Source organism: Pseudoalteromonas sp. SG44-8 (assembly GCF_014164125.1).
GTDB lineage: Bacteria > Pseudomonadota > Gammaproteobacteria > Enterobacterales > Alteromonadaceae > Pseudoalteromonas > Pseudoalteromonas rhizosphaerae.
Map to the genome: position 1 here is coordinate 41,331 of NZ_JACJEQ010000015.1, position 16,537 is coordinate 57,867.

Sequence of the window (16,537 nt, forward strand, 5' to 3'; positions counted from 1 at the left end):
TAATAGGCTAATTAAAGTAATTTCCATACGCCTGCTACGCCTGGCTCATTTCCTTGAGTCCACCACTTAGCTTGGTATTTATTGCCTTGGTGCATTACTTCATCACCGCTATTATAAACAGCCGCAGATTGCCAAACTACTGAACCAGTATCATCTACTGGTGGAGTTGTTGCTTCCCAAACGCCACCTAAATCAGGACGATTACCTTGAGTCCACCATTTAGCTTTGTATGTAATACCGTTATAAACAACAATATCGCCGCCAACATATACCTTACTCACATCCCACGTATCACCTGTAGGAGGCGTTGTATCGGTGTTAGTTACCGTTACAGTAAAGCTTTGAGTGGTAGCAACTTGGCCGTCACTTACTGCCACAGATACTGTCAAATTAGTATCAGCATCGACTGCGCCCGCCGTAAGATTAACACTGGCACCACTGCCAACTAATGTAAGACCTGCAGGGACATTCCATGTATAAGTCAGTGCGTCGTTTTGCGCATCAGAGGCAACAACCGTTACTGCTGCAGAAGCGCCTTCTTCAACAGTGATATCAGCAATCGCATCAACTGTCGGTGCAGTGTTGTCACCAGTTGTTGGCGCGATGACATTAACCACAACACTTTGGCTTACCGTTGCTTTGCCATCAGTTACACTGACGGTTGCCGTAAACTGGCTGTCTTGGGTTACGTCAGGTGCAGTAATTGCTAATGTATTTGTAGCACTACCAGATACCGTTAATTCAGATGATGCAGTCCAACTAAACGTTAGTGGATCATTATCGGCATCTGTTGCTGAAGCACTGACAGAAACACTTTCGCCAGCGTTCACGGTTACAGTGCTTGATACTGATAACACTGGTTTTTTATTACTTGGTGGTGTAACAACTCCACCTAAGCCATCGTGCATAGCATTGAGAATATCGCCATTATCGGCATCAATTTCCCATGCAAATAACCCACCTAAGTTATATTGATTAACATAAGCACCTTTAGCTATCACTGACTCACGGCTATCGTAAGTAATTAGTTTACCTGTGGCGCGATTCCACACATACGCCGCTTGCGCTTGGTCATCGTAGCCTACTTCAAAGCCATTAACACCAGTGCCTGCAGCACCAATCATATGAGTTTTGATGCCTTTATAATCAATAACGCCATCTTCCCACACGCCTTGTGCTGTTGAGCCTTTTAATGGACCGGAGCCTGTTGCTGTCATAGGGTTACCATCAATAGTGGTGCCTGTTGGATAAACACCTTCCCAACCACGGCCATACATAGCAGTACCAACAACAATTTTTTTCGAGTTTACATTTTGTGCTAATAATAACTGTACTGCGTTATCTGTTGTATAAGCAGGGCCTTTACGTGGCTCACCGTTTTCATCTACGCCCGTACCATTACATTGCCCTACGCTCATATGCTCACCACAATAAAGCGCAGTTTGATGGCCAGTTACGCCACTCCATGCTCCATAAAAGTCATAAGTCATAGCGAAAATATAATCCATGTATTGGCTAGCGGCTTGGTAGTCAACGTCTTCAATTTTATCGTAACCAGCGCCAATTGCTGACGTAAGCTCATAAGTACGGCCTGTTTCAGCTTCAAGCTTATCAAGCATAGCGCGCAGCTCTTGCATTAACGCAACGTATGCAGGACCATCATTTATCGGATCGCCAATATCTGGGTTAGGGCCGTCACCACCAGGAAATTCCCAGTCAATATCAACACCATCGTAAAACTTCCAGGTTCTTAAAAACTCTTCCATTGATGCTACAAAGGTGTCGCGGTTAGCTTTATTAGTAAAACCACCAAATGGATCAGAAAGCGTCCAGCCACCTACTGATGGTAAGATTTTAAGATCGGGGTAACGTTGCTTAAGTGCCATTAACTGTGAATACGTACCACGGATTGGATCTTTTGCATCCACACCTGGTAATGCTTTTTGCACAGCGGCCCATGGATCGTGGATAACCACTTCATAATCAGCAGAGCCAGCACAGGCTGTTTCAAGTGCTTGTTTAGGGCTGCCAGTTAATGATGCATTTTCACCACAAATTGGAATAAAGCCATATAAAATGTGACTTAAGTTTTGTGCAGGGATATTTGTAACATCATAATCTCGTCCGTAAATACCCCACTCAACAAAATAAGCACCGGTCACTAACCCTGCTTTGGTACCAATATCACGGTTATTAGGATCAACATCCATCGGCAGTGGCGCTAAGTGCCCGCCGTCGGTATCTGCAATCACGATTGGCTTACCAGCACTGCGTGCACAAGTAGTACCGCCTTCGCATAGCTCTACATATAATGTATGGCGACCAGCTTTGTCATAAGGGAAAGAAATAGTCCCGGTCTTAGAACCTGCAGCAAGTGTACCTTCATTTACCAACATATCATCAAAGTAAACTTTGTAGCTGTCACCACCGTCACCGCTCCATGCACTCCATTGAATGTTGATAGCAACTTCATCAACACGAGTAACAAGTTGTTTATATGATCCATTACCTTCTAGATCCACTTCAACAAAAGAATACTGTTGCGGTTCCCAATTAATACTTGGTGTAGACGGTGCTGCAACGGCTGTACTTGCAAATAGAGCAACGCCAATGGCTGCTGTTAACTGTTTAATATTCATATTTCTCTCTTATCCATTATTTATTTAATTATTTAATAAGTTTGAACTACAAAACTTAGGCTTCTGATTAAAGTTTGGTCCATACATTGGCTTGTCCAGGTGTATCACCTTGAGTCCACCACTTAGCGCTATAGCGCTGTCCTTGATAGGTTACTTCAGCACCACTTTGATAGGCTTTACTTACATTCCAATCGTTATTCATACCCGGTTGTGAATCGCTTTGCCATGCATTAGAACTATCAGGTTGCTGACCCTGACTCCACCATTTCGCGGTATAAACAACACCTTGAAAACTGGCTTTATCACCGGCTTGATAAACTGCACTACTGCTCCAAGCAGCAACATCAGGATCAGTGATAACGCTGTCATTTACAGTGACTTTAAAGCTAGTTTGAGTACTTAATTGACCATCCGAAACCGAAACCGACACGGTATAATCTGTGCTTGTTGATACCTCTGGCGCACTAATCACCACGTTTGCGTCACCACCGGTAAAGCTCAGTGGTGCTGGCACTGACCAGCTGTAGTTCAATTGCGTTTGTTCATCATCAAAAGCATGAAGGTGTACGGCTGTGCTGGTGTTTTCATCGACAACTAAATCATCCAAAGTATGTACAATTGGCGCAGTATTAGTGGGAGCGCTTTGCACACTTAAGGTATAAGTGTAATTTTCATTACTGCTATACACTTGATTAGTCAGTACATCAGTACTGTTATAAACCACGTCACCGGCTTGATTTTGCACGCCAATTTGTACTAAATGGGCATAATCTAAGTTCAGTTGTTGTGCCAGTGCTTGCTGCCAACTCGCTTGATTCGCAGCGGTCACTTTTAATTGCTGATTGATAACCTCTTGGCCATTTTCATCAAATAAACGTGCCCAAACAGTGTCACCCGCAATGGCACTTTGTCCTTGACGAACAAAGTAACCAACACTTGACCAAACACTCGGATCCGTCGGCCCTGCGTCTGTCACAATATTGATATCGCTACAGTTATAGAAACCTTCCCCCACCACATCAATACGTTGCCAACGGCTATATAAAATAGCATCGCCGCTGCGCCCTTGTGGAATAGCAACATTCATTTCGTAATAACGCTTTCCATCGGTATCTTTGATAACGTCAATATTTTCATGTTGTTGAACTAGCTCTAAGTCAGCCCACGTCAATACATCTGTTGCTGCATTAAAGCTTGGTTTAGTTAAATAAAACTGCCAAAAACTGGGATTATGCGGCGTTGCTGCTAAGTAACGAATTTGAATTTCACCATTGGCATTAGGTACCACATCACTGCGTTGCCAATGCGGCGAAGGTAAATCCATACCACGCTTTGCGTTGTCACCACCGGCACATAACGACCCATTTGGTACCTTAGCCTCTACCGCGGCTTGATTTAAGTAGTCCGGTGTATTAACTGAAAACTCAATATCTTGTACAAATTGCACTGTACCCGACTCTAAAAATGCGGCACGACAAGCAAGGTTTGGAATATTAGTGCCATCTTCGGGCCACCAATACCCACCATCGGCTTGGCAAAAAGCTTGCCGCGCTTTTGGGCTATCCATATAACCATGAGCATTCACTTGCGCTGGCATAATTGTTAGTAATACGCTGCTTGCCACTGCCGAGAGTGATAAAGTTTTAAATTTAATAGCTATCATTGTTTTGTCCTTGAAAAGCTGAAATTTTGGGACAAGCAAACTTGCCCCTATTATTTACTTACAGACTACAACTTTTAGTCCAGTCAGCTGTTGCTCCAGGTTCAGAACTTGTCCACCACTTCGCTTTATAAACGGCACTGTTATGAACCATTAAGTCACCGCCTGCGGCATGGCTTGGATTGCCTGCCCAGTCTTTTTGAGGGAAGTTTGGATATACAGGGATTGAGCTCACAGCCACACCTTCACACATACCAGATGTATCGCCACCACCATTACCAGGATCCGTGGTGTCGCCGCCACCGGTAGTTCCATCAGGCAATTGTGGGTATTCAAATTTGAACGCGTAAACTTTGCCATCTTTTTCTATAGTAAAGTTACTAGGACCGGTAATTGGCATGTAATACATAACTTGCGCATTGACTGTTTTGCCACCACTGAAGTCTTTCGGTTGACCGCCCCATTCATTGTTCAGAGTGATTGAAAAACGGTGGAATTCATTTTCATACCCACCAATGTTGTTACCTGCTGCATTTGAGCCATTTACTTCAACTGCCATGCCCAATTTTTCTTGTGCGTTCCAGTTAGATTTAAAAATAGCCGATGTTGATACAGATACATCAAACGAAATTTTCGCACCGCTTAGATCAATATTGGAGTTATTAGTAAACGCAAATGTTGGGCTAATTGGGTAGTTATCATCACCAATTGGGAAGTCTTTTGCTGCAAACGTTACATCTACCGCTTCAGTTGGTACAACAAAGTTTGGATTACCTAGATGAGTGTCGTACGCCACACCACTTTGGTTAAACTTGTCATAAGCCAAAGTTGTTAAGGTAGAACCCATGAAGTACTCACCTTTTGCTGAGTCAAAATCATAATCACCAGCAAGTTCCCAAAACATGATACCGCCAAGGCCATTGTTAATTACGTAATCAACTTTAGCTGCCATAGACTGCTCATCTTCAATAGATAGGAATACTTTTTTCTCTGAGTTCCATAACCAAGGTGCAACAGCAACGCTGTCATAGTGACGTGTATAAGTACCCGTTAATTGATCATCAACATCAGTCTCTGGTGTTAAGCCATACACACCTAAGTACGAACCAACAATGCCGTTCTCAAGATTTTTAACATGCCACAACGGGTTAGAACCTGCTGGCATTTCTTGTCCTGCATCGTTCTTATCATGCCAAAGATTATCAATGCCTAATGCGCCATTGCCACACTTGTTCTTTTCGCCAACGCCGGTACCTGTTGCGCAATCAGCTTGATTAGGTAGTGCAGATTGCCCCCACAGCCCATTAGTACCCCCGCTGACATCTTTAAAACCACGGGTATAATAAGGAATACCAATATTGATACGCCCTGCCGATACTGCGCCGCGGAAATAACGTACCGCCCAATCAGTATTTAAATAACCAATCCCTTCAAACTCTTTAGTGCCATATACATTCCACTGCGCAAGCTCGGAGTCAAGACCGGTATCAAATAAGGCAGCGTTGTGGCCAACATGCGAGTTCCATGCTCCATGTAAGTCGTAAGACATGATGTTAACGTAATCGAGGTATTTAACCGTTTGGAATGTTTCCATACCACGAAGTAAATAACCTGAAGAAGGCGATGCAATTGTTAGTAAATAATGTTTACCCGCTTTTTCACCAGCACGGTCTAACTCTTCGCGCAGCTTTTTCATTAGTACTTGGTAAGATGCATTTAAACCTGCACGACGTGCATTTGAAATTGGGAAATCATCAGGGTGACCTGAATCTTTCATTGATGATGGGTATTCATAATCAATATCAACACCATCAAAACCATATTTCTCAATGAACTCGACTGAGCTTTTTGCAAAGGCATCAATGCCCGCTTGATTAACTGAACCATCTGCATTGGTCGTCATGGTATAAAAACCACCACTTTCAACGCGGCCCGTTTCATCAAAGAAACCACCCGTTTCAGCCCAACCACCTACAGATACTAATGTTTTAACGTGTGGGTGTTGTTTTTTGAATTTGTTTAAAAGATTGAAGTGACCTTTATACGAGAAGCTTGGGTCCATTTCGGCACCTACCACTCCTGGCCATTCCATATTTGTAGCTGGATTACCGGCTGCATTTGGATCGCCAATCGATACTTTATTATTGGCATCAACATGGGCAAACGCATAGTTGATATGAGTTATTTTATCCCATGGAATATCATTTACTAAATAGCTCGGTTGGCCATTTGCGCCATTGCGCCAACTGGTAAAATAACCAATTACACGACGCGGATGATCAACACCCATTATCTCACGACCATCTGCATCATACACAGTACAATACGGCGTATTTACACCTGGTGTTTGATATAACCCCTGCGGATGACAATCAGTTCCAGTCACTGGTCCGGTATTTTCTTCAACAACAGTAAGCACCTTTGTTACTTGGGCTGTTGCGCCTTCGTTATCAGTTACCGTTAACGTAAAGGTTGCCTGACCAAGCGCTGTTGCTTGCCAAGCATAACTGCTTGATGCCGTACTTGCTTGGTGCACATCAGCACCATTAACCGCAAAGTTAAGTGCCGTTACTTGACCATCACTGTCAGTACCTGCAAGAGCAAACACCACTTGTGAGCCAACCGTTAATTCTGTTGGTAAACTACTGAAACTAATTGTTGCCACCGGTGCTTGATTAACCGGATCCACGATTTCAGTAACGCTGATCGTATTGATCACTTGCGAAGATTGCGCGCCGTCGTCATCGGTTGCTACTGCACTCAATTGATGAGTGCCGACAACCGCGGGCCAATTAGTACTAAACGGTGCGCTACTATCAGTTGCGATTAATGCACCATCAACAAAAAACTCAACTTTTGTCACAGAACCATCTTCATCGGTTGCTTGCGCAGTTATGACAACGCTGTCTTTATCGGCAAATTGAGAATTATTTGCAGGAGTTAATACTGTAATATTGGGTGCCTGATTCTCAGTGACAGCGCTGTCACACAAACCCAAAAGTTTCCATTCTTGCCACGGGCCTGAATTCTCTAAAGGGTTTGATTGTGTCCACCACTTTGCCTCATATGCACTATTTTGTGTGTGTACTTGGCTGCCACCGCTGTGAGTTTGACCCGTTTGCCATTGCGTTAATGCACTACAGTCGACTGCTGCGTGCACACTTAAGCCTACAAAACTGAGTGACACCGCACTTAGTTTGAAAGCATTTTTTATTGTCATTTGTGAGCTCATAGCTCCTCCGCCCAGGGTTAAATATAACATTAAATTTACAACTCAGTTTAAAAACTACCACAGTTAACTCATACGTCAACTTAATTTGGATATGTGATGTATAGAAAACAGCCACTTTATTAACCAAAAAGGACTATAAATTATATTTTTTATCAGCATTTAACATCAAATAAAAACCATGCAGTTTAAAGAATGGGTAATTTCGCACACAAAATATGAACGCAAGGTTAATTTATGGTTACATTTTATTTGTGAGTATCTTCGCGGGCTCTAGCAAGTTTTACGAAAACGTAAACGTGAGTGTGAATAGGTATAAACAATAAGGTGGTAGACTATATAACCAAAAAACCTCGATTAGAAAAAAATTATCTAAGCGAGGTCTTATAAAAATTTCTGAGCTTGCTATTTTTTATAAAAAATAGCATTTAGAACAAAAGCCCTATTTGATCACAACGTCATTAAGCGGCGATTAAATAGGACTCTTGTCCTGCATGCTTTTTGTTGCGCTTGTAAGCACCTTTACCTTTTTTAGCAGCTACAATTTGTGGTTTAAAAATTTTCGATGTCACTAATGCGGCTAATGCATTATCGCGAATAACACCCCGACCTGTATCTACTGATGTTGAAGATTTAGTCACTTTAGAACGACGTTTACTCATTTATTTTTCCTCTTTAAAAGTTTTGCGATTGTATGCTTGATATAAAAAAACACAAGCATTTTAAATCAAAAAGCCCGCTTATTTGCGGGCTTAATAACAACTATAAATTTAGAAACTAAAACTTACTTTTGCGTAATAACTTCTGCCATCAAAGCCATAAGGCAATGCACGTACAGGGTATTTAAATGCGCCATTGGTGATAAAGTTTAGTACTTCGTCATCACCTAGTTCATCTGGCGTTTCGTCAAATACGTTATCGGCACCAACCGAAAGCACAAACATATCATTAATTTGGTAGCTAACATTTAAATCAACTAACACTGCTGATTCAACCGTACTAGTTGGTTTGAATGAACCTGTTGGCGAAAGCTCACCCGGTAATGATATATGGTCGTTACCAAAATATTTTACATCAGTTTCGCCAAAGTAATTAAAACGAATTGTTGAAGTGTATGCATCACGTTCGTAGTCAAAGGTAAGTGTTGCTCGTTCACTAGGCTGTCCGTCGGTAAAAAAGCTGCGTTGTAAATCATCAAATGCAACCGATTCTGGAATGCCGTCCGCTGCGTTTACACCATCAATTTTAGTATCGTTTAAGTTACCCGCAAAAGTAACACCAAAGTTACCGCCTTCTACATCGGTACGATATGATGCAATTATATCAACGCCTTGAGTGGTTGAATCAACTGAGTTCGAGAAGTAGTTAGCTTGTACAGCGCCGGTTGCTTGTAAAGCAGCAACAGCCTCAGAGCTAAACGATACATCGTCAGCCGTTAATAAACTGCCAAGTGTAATACGGTCTTCAATTTCTACGCGGTAAAAATCAACCGTTAACGAAAGTTCGCTTGTGACATCGTAAACAAAACCAGCACTGTAGTTTGTCGATGTCTCAAGCTTTAAGCTATCTACACCTAGTGCACTTGGGAAAGCAGTGCCCGTATTTGCAGTAAATGATTGCGTTAACGTGCCGTCGGATCCTAAGTTAGTAGTAAATGCTGTATAGCCACTTTGCTGCAGCGAAGGGGCCCTAAAGCCAGTAGATACCGCACCACGTACTGCAAAGTCATCGTTAAATTCATAACGCGTTGCTAACTTACCAATTAAGTCATCTCCAGCATCAGAGAAATCTTCATAGCGAAGTGCACCACTGACGTTCCATGCATCAGTAAGCATAGTTTCAACATCTACGTAAAATGCGTAGCTGTTACGGTCGCTCTGATTTGCAGCTTCTGGACGCAAACCGTTATAAGCTTGAAAGCCACATTGTGCAAATTGCTCAGGGTCGTTCACTGATGGATACGATGTATCCATGTTTGCTAAACCACATGCGTACGATGCTTCATCACCAGGTACTATCTGGTAATTTTCTTTACGGTACTCTGCACCAATTGTTACATAGAGTGGTTCGCCGCGACCAATGTCCACAATACCATTTACGTCAAGGTTAATTGTTGTTTGATCGAACCTAAAACCACCTGAGTAACCACCACTTGGGCCTGCATTTGCTGCTATATCAGCATCACTTGCCGTTGGGTTATTAAATAAATACTCCGCCGCGTAAGAAGCGTTTAATGTATTGCGTGATGTAAAGTCATATTGGTTTTCACCATAAACTGCCGATACATCGTAATTCCAATCTGGATTAATATCACCTTTAAAACCTAGCGCAATAGAAATATCCTGTGCTTCGTTATAAATGCGCGGTAAAAAACCATCACTGTATACTTGAGTAACATTTTTAGATGCTTCGTTAAAGTTACGGTAAAAGCCGTTACCCAGTGCAGTGCGCTCTGAGTAACCACCAAACGAGTAAAGCTCACCGTCGCCCATTGGCAATGCCATATTATAAAATAACGAGGTAAATTCACTTTCCGAATTACCTTGGCCCCAACGAACGTTGTCAGATAATGTACCTGGCTCTACATCAAGCGATCCACCTGTATCGCGCTCTGCGCGGTTAGTACCATCGGCATCACGATACTCAAGAGATAAATTAATAAAACCGCCTTCTGTGCCCAAATCAAAACCGCGATTTAAACCCGCCGAAATGGTATCGCCATCACCTTCAGCTGTTTCACTATATTGTACATAACCAGTTGTTATACCAGTTGAATCATTCAGTGATAAGTTAATGACCCCAGCAATAGCATCAGAGCCATACTGCGCTGCAGCACCATCGCGTAATACTTCAACGCCTTTAAGTGCCGTAAGTGGAATAGCATTCATATCGGTACCCGCAGCACCTGCACCAACTGTACCATTAAGGCCAAAAATAGATTGATTATGACGGCGCTTACCATTTACTAAAACCAGGGTTTGGTCTGGCTGTAAGCCGCGTAATGTTGCTGGGCGAAATAAATCGGAACCGTCAGAAACTTGTGTACGCGAAAAATTAAACGATGGCGCTGTAGCTTGTAAGCTTTGACCAAGCTCGGTAAAGCCACCTTTGTTTAAATCATCAGCGTCAATTAAATCAATGGGTGACGAAGATTCAGTTGCTGTGCGGTTAGATACCCGTGAACCTAAAACGGAAATTTGTTCTATGTTTTTTTCTGCTTGAACTTGTGCGTCTTCAGCCATGACAGCTGAGCTGGTAAATGCAAGTCCTACGGCGATAGCCAATGTATTTAAACGAAGTATTGTCATGTGTGTTGTTCGACCCTGTTGACTCTTCACCTGTTTACTCGATTGCAGTAATAAACAAGTAAATTCATAAAAGTTATAATTAGTGTAATGCAGCGTCATTTACATAATGACGCCTTGACGAACATCCTAGCAACATACACATATAAAAAGAAACATATTTAACTGCGACAATGGTCGATATATGCAAAAATTAGCTAAATTTTCTTCTTTTTCATGTTTTTGATTGAATTTTAAACAAAAAAAAGCATGATTATTCAAATCATGCTGGTTGTTAAAACTATGTTTTCTAGCCTTCTTCTTCCCACAAAGCCAGTTTTTCATCTTCTAGCATCAATGCCATGGATGCAATGCCAGTAAGACTTTCATCTAATCCAGTATACAGTAGTGCAAAGCCTTCACTAAGTACCGCTGGTTCTGGATGCTCTTTGAGCGAATCTGGCCACATCGCAAAAGTGGCTAGTAAATTAAGCGTCGCTTCAAAGTTATCAATAAATAACTGTCCATCTGCCTGATTCTCAACGACCTGTTTATCGGCACTGAGTAAAAAGTTAAAGTCATGCTGCCATACTTCTTGATTCACCATATAAGCAGCTAAATAGCCGACACACCATTGTTGTAGTTGCTCACTCGGCTCTTTAGCATCTTTACCATGAGGGTAAATACTTGCCAGTATATGCTGCTGCGCGACCTGAGCCTCGGTCACATTATCCAGCAGCGTGATCATTGCGTCATGCTCCGCTGAGCTTGTCATTAATCGGGTATAAATAGGGTCATTTTTATCAGCAATATAATTGGCAATTTCTGACTCGCCATAAAATTCCGAGCACGCCAATAACCCACTGATAAAACCAATCACGCTGTCAGTACTCACCACTTTTAGTTCAGGGTGCTGACTTAGATAATCCCTAAGAACCAATTCACTTTTTTCATTAAGCATTATTCACCCTCAAGTTATTATAAAATTCATACCTACACTAACCAACAATTGGCTAATTTAAAAGCAAATTATTACTTAACCTAACTCTGGTTAAATGGTTTTTGCCCTGAGTTAAGGTCGCTCACTCAACACTGGAAAAATACATCGCACACATGTACCTAAACTTACGATAGTCTCAATTTCAATTTTCCCCTGATAATCATTAACCATAGTGTAGACTAATAGTATGCCCGTAGCTGTTAATTGCAGACTGGTTTGCTAATATAGGAGAGATGTAATCTAGTCATAGTTCGTCGCGATCATAGCAACCCTTTTCTTAACATAAATTATGGCGAAACAATTTCAAACACAACAAGCGTCGAGTTGCAGCAAAATACAAGCATTTTATTTACCTTATACCCCACAGCTAAATTATTAACTGGCTTTTTACAAAAAATTATCGAGCACTTCCTTTTCAAATAACCTGAGATCACTATAAAAATCCCATCACTTATTAAGCCTTATTAATAACCACAATAAATGATGCTAAGTAATAAAATCGAAAGGTTAAAATATCTGTAGCGTGTAATACCAATCGACTTAAATATTTAACCATTCTAGCGAGCTAAATAAAGCGCTAACTGCGTTATAATTTTTTCAAGTAGAACAACTACATGTCAAAAGTTACGCCTTGTTATCACTGTATTTATCTGTCGCTATAAATGGCCAGTAACTTAACACGATTGGTATAAATCTTTCGAGGTTAAGTTTACAGCAGTATATTTTTTGCTGATACAGTGCCTGTGCAATGTGGTTGTATCACTAAATAATTGATAAAAAATTAAAAAACGCGCAGCTCAAAATTTCTGCCTAGAACAAATTGGTTTTTCATTACTTACATGGATTTAGAGAAAAGCCGATAACAGAATGCGCTAGCTTTACTTAGTTTTTATTTAGTCTACTAAGTTACCATGCTAATGCCGCGATTGAAGCGCCCCTAGATAGAACAAATTTGAATCATGAAAGGTCAACACTCCCTAGTAAGAAATCAGGTATGTTTTCCAATCAAAACTAGCTAATGCTTGCGTCAAATTAATATCAACATTTTTATCAGTTAATAAAACTTGTAACTTATCTACTGAGCATGCACTAAATAAAATTTTCCTGACTATGTAAAGTAGCTGATTTATTTCGTTAAGCTTGGCTTCTTTTATGCCATTTAAGTCATTACAGCTCATCAATAAAGTACATATTCGACTATCATAACCCCACAATTTCATTACATAAGCAGAGACACTTTGATAATGAGCTAAATCATCCGTGTTGATACCTTCATCATAGCTTTGCGCTAGACTTTGATCCCCGCAAAGCAAAATAACCTTACCGACAAAGCTAAGTATTGCGACAGAAAAAAGTAATTCTTGGTTTTTTCGATTAAACCCAGCATGCTCAGCAAATGTTTTTACACAGCCTGCGTAATTAGACGCTATTTCAAGCTGTCTTTCGTGCACACGAGTAGGTAATACATTACCTACTGCTTGCGACATTGCTAAAGAAGTAACAATCGCTAATAACATAGTGGAGCCAATCCTAGATACGGCTTCATCTATAGAAGATGTTTGTCGCTGAAAACCAAGATAGGCTGAATTAGCAATTTGAAGTAATTTAGCTGTAATAACAGGCTCTTGAGAGACTATGGTGGTTATTTGATGTAAGTTATAATCATCGCTACTCAATACTATTTGTAACTTTTGGAGAAATATAGGACAAACAGGAAAACTCATCATCGCCCCTAACTGACGACGAACATGTTTTTCAAATGGTAAACTCTTTAGCTCGGCAACATTATTTAATAAATTAGTAATGTCTGCACCGCTAAAAGGCTTACTTAAATACGCATGCACTAAATTAGGTTGACGCATTATTGTTGTGTTTGTCATATCCCCAGTTAGTAATGCTCTTACCGGATACGGATACCTAGCAACACATAATTCAAGCACATCCAAACCATTCATATGAGGCATCAAGTAATCACTGATTACTAAATCCACATCGGGGTTGTCTTGTAATAATTGCCAAAACTCATCTAATTCATTGGCAACAAGTACTATTGTGTTAGGAAATGTGCGAATAATTGTCCGCTGTAAAGCTTTCAGTAACAGCGCATCATCATCTAACAATACCACGGTCACTGATGTCATATAGTAATTATCTTGTTAGTTGATTGTATAAATGCGCAGAAATCATCTTCTTCAAGTGGTACTGAAAAGTAAAAACCTTGCACATAATCACAACCTAATGTCTTTAATTTAGAACACTGAAAGGGCGTTTCTACACCTTCAGCGATCACTTTAAGTTTTAGCTCATGGGCCATACGAATAATATTACGCACTAGGCTCTGCATACCAATTGATGAATCGAGATCTGTAATTAGTACTTTGTCTAACTTAAGTGCATCAACCGCCAGTTTAGATAAGTAAGCAAGTGACGAATAGCCAACACCAAAATCATCAATTAAAATCTCAAAACCATGAGATCTTAATTCTGAGAGTTGCTGTTGACACCCAGCAATATCCTCAACTAGGTATGTTTCAGTTAATTCAAAATGAAGTTGTGATGAGAGTAAGTGATGTTTTTTTACACATTCAAGAACAAAATCAACAAAACCTTTGTCTTCTTTTAGCTGCCTACCAGATACATTAATTGCCAGAGGGCAAGACTCAATCCCCTCTTTCATCCAACGGCTAAGTGCTTCGCAACTTTTTTCAATCACCCATCGCCCCAATTCAATGATCTGGCCATCACATTCTGCTATTGGAATAAACTGAGCAGGTGACACCCAGCCATATTTTTTTGGCTCATACCATCGGACTAAGACTTCAGCACCAGCAACTTTTTGAGACGATAAATCAATTTTAGGCTGAAAACGTAGTGTTAATTGTTCTTCAGAAATAGCAGTAAGCAGCATTCTGCTCAGCTCAAACTCTTTTTTATAATCAGCTACTAAATCTGGGTCAAACCTAGTTATAGTGCGGTGTTGTTTAACTATCTGATGCCCCATATTGAGACGCATTTGATTGATAAGTTCTTTCCCGGAAATACCATCTTCTGGCACAAAACCATAAACACCGTATAAATTCAAATCTGTTGTAGCACGAGTTAAACAAAGTAACTCATTGAATTTTTTTATTATTTTTTCCATATAAATTAATAGCTGCGTGTCATTCATAATTCTTGGGATCAATAAAACAAACCTGTCCATATTAAAGTGGCATAGTTTTATTTCATCAGTGAGCGCACCTTCGATCGCATTAACTATATCGTGTATCAGACTGTAAATTTCATGGTGATTAAGTAAATTATTCAATAATGAGAATTGTAAGACCCCTAAATAAACGACAGTACAAGGTCGAGAATTTAGCTCAAAAGAAGTGACTAACTCACAAAATTCATGTTCAGCCATCAGGCTTGACTTTTTAAACCTGAGTTCATTTTTCGGACAAGCTCCCCCAAAAGAAAGCTTGAGAAGATGAGCAAATTGATCCGATAGGTATCGCTCTATTATTATTTCCTTTTCTTCACCCGTTGCAGACACATCGAAATAATTAAGAAACAGTGTTGGACTTTCCTCTGCAAAAAAAGCATCGATAACATCTGTTTTTAACGTCGCAGATAACTCAGAGACATTTCTGCCTTGAAGTTGTTCGATATTATGGATAACTTTTTTTGCATAACCATTATAGCGACCGATTACTCCTTTATCAGTAACTTCAATCAAGGGAGAAACACTACCCAAAAGTATCTGGTCTCGTGTTTTTTGAAAATGATATTTTGAAAATTCAACCAGTGCTTGATGAATATTTGTTAATAAATCATCATCACTCCACGGCTTTTCCAAAAAACGGAAGGCTACACCTTGATTGAGTAATTCAACGACTGATTTAAAGTCTGCATAGCCACTAAGTACCAAGTTAACGGTAGTAGGCCATTTTTGTTTCACTTCAAGTAAAAACTCAGCGCCATCCATAACCGGCATTCTGAAGTCGGTAACTATGACTGCTACACGATTAGTACTCAAATATTCAAGAGCATCTGCTGCACTTGATGCTGTTGCAACATCAAAACCCGATCGAACAAACAGTCGCTTAAGCGATCGTAAAACATTCAATTCATCATCAACCAGAAGAATAGTGTTTATCATTATTTGCTACCTCTGCATCAACGGCTACTTATTAACTAATTTATTAACAATATTTATTAATTCATCGCTAGTAAACGGCTTGCAAAGATAACCATGCGCACCAACTACAATCGTATTCTTTAACTCTTCTTCGTGTACCCCTGATATAACAAGAATTTTAACATCTGAAAATCTTTCCTGCGCACGAATCATACGAATAACTTCTAACCCACTTATACCAGGCGTACGTAAATCAACCGTTATCAGATCAGGGTTCTTTTGTTGCAATAAAAGCCCTGCTTCAAAGCCACTGGCAGCTTCAATAATACTAAAATTTTGTTTTTTTAAGGTTCGCTTGATACTTGAACGAACATTGACCTCGTCATCAATAATTAGTACTTGTTTCTGCAAAGATAAGCTATCCGATATTGGCATGTTCTGCTTCTTAAGGAAGTTTATAAAATCAGAAACTTGAACACGATAATTGCCCCGCCCAGGTAATTTATGACCAACTAATTCACCGGATGCAATCCAGCGACTAACGGTTCTTTGGTGTACATCGCAGTAGCGGGCTATCTCACTTGGCTTTAACGTTTTTAACATCA

Annotated in this window: 9 protein-coding genes; all 9 read right to left on the bottom strand. The window is 40.4% G+C overall.

All coding sequences use genetic code 11. From position 1 onward, the window contains the following. Nucleotides 1-11: 11 nt before the first annotated feature. Nucleotides 12-2,639 (bottom strand): glycosyl hydrolase family 18 protein, encoded by a 2,628-nt coding sequence (locus tag H5163_RS12960; protein WP_182735303.1) that lies wholly within the window; start codon nucleotides 2,637-2,639, stop codon nucleotides 12-14. A 67-nt stretch (nucleotides 2,640-2,706) separates the two neighbouring features. Then, entirely contained in the window at nucleotides 2,707-4,302 is a 1,596-nt protein-coding gene (locus H5163_RS12965; protein WP_182732543.1) for a lytic polysaccharide monooxygenase, read from the bottom strand. Nucleotides 4,303-4,360: 58 nt separating this feature from the next. Continuing rightward, nucleotides 4,361-7,531, bottom strand: coding sequence for a glycosyl hydrolase family 18 protein (locus tag H5163_RS12970; protein ID WP_182735304.1), 3,171 nt, complete (start codon nucleotides 7,529-7,531; stop codon nucleotides 4,361-4,363). Nucleotides 7,532-7,989: 458 nt separating this feature from the next. Next, a complete protein-coding gene (gene arfA / locus H5163_RS12975; RefSeq protein WP_182735305.1) occupies nucleotides 7,990-8,190 on the bottom strand; it encodes an alternative ribosome rescue factor ArfA in 201 nt (66 codons plus the stop codon). A gap of 108 nt (nucleotides 8,191-8,298) precedes the next feature. Next, nucleotides 8,299-10,836 (bottom strand): TonB-dependent siderophore receptor, encoded by a 2,538-nt coding sequence (locus tag H5163_RS12980; protein ID WP_182735306.1) that lies wholly within the window; start codon nucleotides 10,834-10,836, stop codon nucleotides 8,299-8,301. 286 nt (nucleotides 10,837-11,122) lie between these two features. Further along, nucleotides 11,123-11,773 carry a UPF0149 family protein gene (locus tag H5163_RS12985; RefSeq protein ID WP_182732540.1) on the bottom strand — a complete coding sequence of 217 codons (651 nt, stop codon included), beginning with the start codon at nucleotides 11,771-11,773 and terminating at the stop codon, nucleotides 11,123-11,125. A 1,016-nt stretch (nucleotides 11,774-12,789) separates the two neighbouring features. After that, the gene (locus H5163_RS12990) at nucleotides 12,790-13,953 is read right to left on the bottom strand and encodes an HDOD domain-containing protein (protein ID WP_182735307.1); all 1,164 of its coding nucleotides are present in this window, start codon (nucleotides 13,951-13,953) and stop codon (nucleotides 12,790-12,792) included. Further along, nucleotides 13,950-15,953: an EAL domain-containing protein gene (locus H5163_RS12995; protein ID WP_182732538.1), complete on the bottom strand. Its 2,004-nt coding sequence runs from the start codon at nucleotides 15,951-15,953 to the stop codon at nucleotides 13,950-13,952. Before H5163_RS12995 ends, H5163_RS12990 begins: the two co-directional genes overlap by 4 nt. 24 nt (nucleotides 15,954-15,977) lie before the next feature. Next, nucleotides 15,978-16,535 carry a response regulator gene (locus H5163_RS13000; RefSeq protein WP_182735308.1) on the bottom strand — a complete coding sequence of 186 codons (558 nt, stop codon included), beginning with the start codon at nucleotides 16,533-16,535 and terminating at the stop codon, nucleotides 15,978-15,980. Between the last annotated feature and the right edge of the window lie 2 nt (nucleotides 16,536-16,537).

Bases quoted from the DNA above. Each gene is read 5' to 3' on its own strand.
- H5163_RS12960 (WP_182735303.1), bottom strand. From the start codon at position 2,639: ATGAATATTAAACAGTTAACAGCAGCCATTGGCGTTGCTCTATTTGCA.
- H5163_RS12965 (WP_182732543.1), bottom strand. From the start codon at position 4,302: ATGATAGCTATTAAATTTAAAACTTTATCACTCTCGGCAGTGGCAAGC.
- H5163_RS12970 (WP_182735304.1), bottom strand. From the start codon at position 7,531: ATGAGCTCACAAATGACAATAAAAAATGCTTTCAAACTAAGTGCGGTG.
- arfA (WP_182735305.1), bottom strand. From the start codon at position 8,190: ATGAGTAAACGTCGTTCTAAAGTGACTAAATCTTCAACATCAGTAGAT.
- H5163_RS12980 (WP_182735306.1), bottom strand. From the start codon at position 10,836: ATGACAATACTTCGTTTAAATACATTGGCTATCGCCGTAGGACTTGCA.
- H5163_RS12985 (WP_182732540.1), bottom strand. From the start codon at position 11,773: ATGCTTAATGAAAAAAGTGAATTGGTTCTTAGGGATTATCTAAGTCAG.
- H5163_RS12990 (WP_182735307.1), bottom strand. From the start codon at position 13,953: ATGACATCAGTGACCGTGGTATTGTTAGATGATGATGCGCTGTTACTG.
- H5163_RS12995 (WP_182732538.1), bottom strand. From the start codon at position 15,953: ATGATAAACACTATTCTTCTGGTTGATGATGAATTGAATGTTTTACGA.
- H5163_RS13000 (WP_182735308.1), bottom strand. From the start codon at position 16,535: ATGTTAAAAACGTTAAAGCCAAGTGAGATAGCCCGCTACTGCGATGTA.